The organism is Pseudomonas sp. 13B_3.2_Bac1 (genome assembly GCF_025466205.1).
In the GTDB taxonomy this organism is placed as follows: domain Bacteria; phylum Pseudomonadota; class Gammaproteobacteria; order Pseudomonadales; family Pseudomonadaceae; genus Aquipseudomonas; species Aquipseudomonas fluorescens_H.
Window position 1 is genome coordinate 1 of the sequence record NZ_JANLOG010000051.1, and the last position, 4,861, is coordinate 4,861.

A 4,861-nucleotide genomic window follows, 5' to 3' on the forward strand; every position below is an offset into this window, starting at 1 on the left:
CCCCCCCCCCCCCCCCCCCCCCCCCCCCCCCCCCGCTCCCACAGGGTTTTCGTGTTGGCGGCTAGCGGAGTCTTATCAGCGGCACCCTGTGCCGGGGAACGCTCGGGTATACTGCCGCGTTTTGCGCTCCCTGCGCGTATTGCGGCTGCCTTTGCAATGCGCTCTTACGTTTTGTTTAAGCAGCCCTGGCTGTCCTGAACCAGCCTGTGCAGGGATGTTTCGGTAGATTTTTGGAGTTTTTATGCTCGAACAGGCTCAACGCGTTCTCAAGGACATCTTCGGCTACGACAGTTTCCGTGGCCGTCAGGGTGCAATCATTGAGCGCGTGGCCAGCGGCGGTGATGCGCTGGTGCTGATGCCTACCGGTGGCGGCAAATCCCTGTGCTTCCAGGTTCCGGCGCTGCTGCGCGAAGGCCTGGCGGTGGTGGTCTCGCCGTTGATCGCCTTGATGGACGATCAGGTCGCCACCCTCGAAGAGCTGGGCGTGGCCGCCGCCGCGCTGAACTCCACGCTGAGCGCCGAACAGCAGCGTGATCTGGCGGCCCGCATCAAGCGCGGTGAAGTGAAGATGCTCTACTTGGCGCCGGAGCGTCTGGTGCAGCCGCGCATGCTGGCCTTCCTGCAAAGCCTCGAGATCGCCTTGTTCGCCATCGACGAAGCGCACTGCGTGTCGCAATGGGGTCATGACTTCCGTCGCGAATACCTGCAACTGGGGCAGTTGGCGGAGTTATTCCCCAATGTCCCGCGCATCGCCCTGACGGCCACGGCTGACAAGCGCACCCGCGAAGAAATCGTCGAGCGCCTGCACCTGCAGAACGCCGAGCGTTTCCTGTCGAGTTTCGACCGGCCGAACATCTTCTACCGCATCGTGCCCAAGGAGCAGCCGCGCAAGCAGTTGCTGGCGTTCCTTGCCGAGCGGCGCAGTGATGCCGGCATCGTCTACTGCCTATCGCGCAAGAAGGTCGAGGAAGTCGCCGCGTTCCTCAGCGAGCAGGGCTTCCCGGCGCTGCCATATCACGCCGGTCTGCCCAATGATCTGCGCGCCTATCACCAGAAGCGCTTCCTCAACGAGGAAGGCCTGATCATGGTCGCCACCGTGGCGTTCGGCATGGGCATCGACAAGCCCAACGTGCGTTTCGTTGCGCACCTCGATCTGCCGAAATCCCTCGAGGCCTACTATCAGGAAACCGGGCGTGGCGGTCGTGATGGCCTGCCGGCGGACGCGTGGATGGCCTACGGTCTGCAAGACGTGGTGATGCTCAAGCAGATGCTGCAGAACTCCGAAGGCGATGAGCGCCACAAGCGTCTGGAGCAGCACAAGCTCGACGCGATGCTCTCGCTCTGCGAAGAAACCCGCTGCCGGCGGCAGACCCTGCTCGCGTACTTCGACGAGGACATGCCCGAGCCGTGCGGCCACTGCGACAACTGCGTCGACGGCGTGCAGACCTGGGACGCCACCGAGCCGGCGCGCCAGGCACTGTCGGCGATCTATCGCACCGGTCAGCGCTATGGCGTCGGCCATCTGGTCGACGTGCTGCTGGGCAAGGATAACGAAAAGGTCCGCAGCTTCGGCCATCAGCACCTGTCGGTGTACGGCGTCGGCAAGGCGCTGAGCGAGAGCGAATGGCGCTCGCTGTTCCGGCAACTGGTGGCCCGTGGTCTGGCCGATGTCGATCATGAGGGCTACGGAGGCCTGCGCCTGAGCGACACCTGCCGGCCGTTGCTCAAGGGCGAGGTGACGCTGGAACTGCGCCGCGACCTCAAACCACAGGTCACCGCCAAGACCGCGAGCAAGAGCCCGGCCAGCCAACTGGTGCGTGGCGAAGAGCGCGAACAGTGGGAAGCCCTGCGTGCGCTGCGACGCAAACTCGCCGAGGAGCATGGCGTGCCGCCGTACGTCATCTTCCCCGACTCGACCCTGCTGGAAATGCTGCGCAGCCAGCCGACCTCGCTGGCCGACATGGCGCGGGTCAGCGGCGTTGGTGCGCGCAAGCTGGAACGTTACGGCGAGGCCTTCCTCGAAGTGCTCGGCGGCGAAGCCGAAGCGCCGAAAGTGGTGGCCGATGTGCGCCACGAACTGATCACCCTGGCCCGCGCCGGCATGACCCCGATGCAGATCGCCGGGCAGTTGCAGTGCTCCGAGAAGAACGTCTACACGATGCTCGCCGAGGCCATCGGCAAACAGCAATTGTCGCTGGAGCAGGCGCTGGACTTGCCTGAAGAACTGATGGGCGCAGTGCAGGACGCGTTCCTCGACGGCGAGGGCGAGTTGCCGTCGGTCGCCGAGATCGCCGAGCTGTTCGCCGGTCGAGTTCCGGAAGGCGTTCTTTACTGCGTAAGGGCTGCGTTGCAATCCGAGTTCGAAATGTAAGAGGGCGTTTGCGCCAACCGTCATGCAGTTGTAACGATTCAGTACAGGTCGGCTCTTGCCTATAGCCAAATGTCATGCTTAGCTGACTAATAATTAGTTTTTCTCTATTTGTCAGTCTACTCATGAGTGTTTTATGCCGTTAACCGATCAACACCGCTTTGGCATGCAACTGGCCCAGATGTCCCGTGGCTGGCGTGCCGAACTGGATCGCCGGCTGGCCGGTCTGGGCTTGTCCCAGGCACGCTGGCTGGTGCTGCTGCATCTGGCGCGTTTCGAGGACGCGCCGACCCAACGCGAGCTGGCGCAAAGCGTCGGTGTCGAAGGGCCGACCCTCGCGCGTTTACTCGACAGCCTGGAAAGCCAAGGCCTGGTGCAACGCCAGTCCGTGATGGAAGACCGCCGAGCGAAAAAAATCGTCCTTTGCGCCCCGGCGCTGCCGCTGATCGAACAAATCGAAACCATTGCCACGCAGCTGCGCCACGAATTGTTCGAAGGCGTCGACGAGGCGGATCTGAAGGTGTGCATGCGGGTTCACGGGCACATTCTGGGCAACCTGGAAAAATCTTGAGGCATAACTGCACAGAGGTTTTTTGAGGGATCGCGCTGAGCAGACTATAAGAACTACTGGGCAATATCGTGTTCGTACCGGATGTGCGAACGCATAGAAACCGGTTTTGCTTATTTAAGGGATGCTCATGCTCGCAAGTCGGCACGTAGTACTGCGCGGTGGCGCCAGATGGCTGCTGGTCGCTGGTGTATTCAGCTATTCGACCTGGTCGATGGCGCTGGGGTTGGGGGACATCACTGTCCACTCGGCCCTCAATCAGCCGCTCAAGGCCGACATCGCCCTGGTGGATGCCGCTGGCCTGAGTGCCAGCGACCTCTCGGCCAGCCTGGCCACGGCGGATGAATTCGGTCGGGCCGGGGTCGAGCGGGTGTTCTTCCTCAATGACCTCAGGTTCACCCCGATCCTGCATGGCAATCGCCAGATGATCCGGGTGACCTCGCGCAAACCGGTCAATGAACCCTTTCTGAATTTTCTGGTGCAGCTCAATCAGCCCAATGGTCGTTTGTTGCGCGAGTACACGGTACTGATCGATCCGCCCGGATCGCCGAGTATCGTGCCGGCAACCGACGAGCCCGATCCACGTCCGCAATCTTCTGAATTCCCCACCGTCGAACCTGCCACGGCGGCGCCCCAGGCTGCTCAAGGCAAGCGCGAGGCGGCACCTTCAGCGCCAACTCCCGCAGCGGCGGCGCCAGCCAACGATGCCGTGGCCGAGCAATTGGCGGCCAGCGTGTTGCTCAATCAGCAGTTGCAAAAGTCCGTCGAGGAACTCAACGCAAAACTGCAGGCGCAGGATATCCAGCTAGCCGACGGCAAAAAGCAGATCAGTGATCTGCAAACGCGTTTGAGCGAACTGCAACAGCCCCCGGCACCGGCTGTCACGCCGCCAACACCTGCGCCGGTCACCACCGCGCCTGAAGCTGCCGACGATGGCCTCAACTGGCCGTTGCTCGGTGGCTTGCTGGTGCTGCTGGGGCTGTTGGGGGGAGGGCTTTTCTTCCGTCGTCGGCGCAAACCGGCACAGGACGCGACACCGTTGGCGGCGCTGCCGGCCAGCCAGCCCATCGATCCTGAAGACCCGCCAACCGCGCAATCGGCGAGCATCACCATAGCCACCGAACACCGTGAGGAGCCGGTGGCGGGCGATGTGCTGGAAGCGGTGGGGATCTATCTGGCCTATGGGCGTCTGAGCGAGGCGGTCGGGCTGTTGCGCAATGCCATGGACAAGGAACCGGAGCGCACCGAGCTGGGAGTGCAATTGCTCGAAGTGTTGGGGCGGCAGGGCGACAGCGCGGCTTATGCACAGCAGGAAAGCCGCCTGCGTGATGCCGGGGTGGATCCTCAGCAATTGGTCGTGATCCGTGACCGACATCCGAAATTGCACAGCGCTGCACCGATAGCGCCGGTGTTGCCGATTGTCGCGGCTGCCGCAGTGGTTGCTCCTGCGCCAGAGGATGATTTCGAATTGAATCTGGGTGAATTGTCGATGGCGTCCAGTTGGGATCTTGAGGACAGTCGTTCGGCATCTGCTCAGCCCACAGACCGGTCTGCCGCTGACTCCGGCCTTGAAATCCTGCCGGCGGACTTCGAGTTGCCGAAAACAGTGGCCAGCGAAGAGACGGAGCTGGAGTGGATTCCCGAACCGGACGCACAGCCGCTGGACGACGACTTTCTCAACGAGTTCGCTGATCCGGAGCAGTCGCTGACCCTGGAGCCGCTGAATCTTCAGACCGACGAGCCGGAACCCGCAGCCGGGTCGGGAAAACTCGAACAGGCGCAGACCTGCATTGATGATGGCGACATCGACAGCGCGATTGCCTTGCTCAATGAATTGCTCAAGGAAGGGGATGAGCCCCTCAAGCAAACGGCGCGGACGTTATTGGCGGGGATTCGCTGAAGGTTGAGTCAGCGGAATTGTTCGC

The 4,861-nt window shown here is 62.4% G+C and carries 3 protein-coding genes; all 3 read left to right on the forward strand.

The annotated features are described in order from the left end of the window. Positions 1 to 241 precede the first annotated feature (241 nt). Positions 242 to 2,371 carry a DNA helicase RecQ gene (recQ, locus tag NTD85_RS08230; RefSeq protein WP_262141921.1) on the forward strand — a complete coding sequence of 710 codons (2,130 nt, stop codon included), beginning with the start codon at positions 242 to 244 and terminating at the stop codon, positions 2,369 to 2,371. 133 nt (positions 2,372 to 2,504) lie between these two features. Continuing rightward, entirely contained in the window at positions 2,505 to 2,939 is a 435-nt protein-coding gene (locus NTD85_RS08235) for a MarR family transcriptional regulator (protein ID WP_027613988.1), read from the forward strand. Positions 2,940 to 3,066: 127 nt separating this feature from the next. Continuing rightward, positions 3,067 to 4,836: a FimV/HubP family polar landmark protein gene (locus tag NTD85_RS08240; protein ID WP_262141922.1), complete on the forward strand. Its 1,770-nt coding sequence runs from the start codon at positions 3,067 to 3,069 to the stop codon at positions 4,834 to 4,836. Positions 4,837 to 4,861 lie beyond the last annotated feature (25 nt).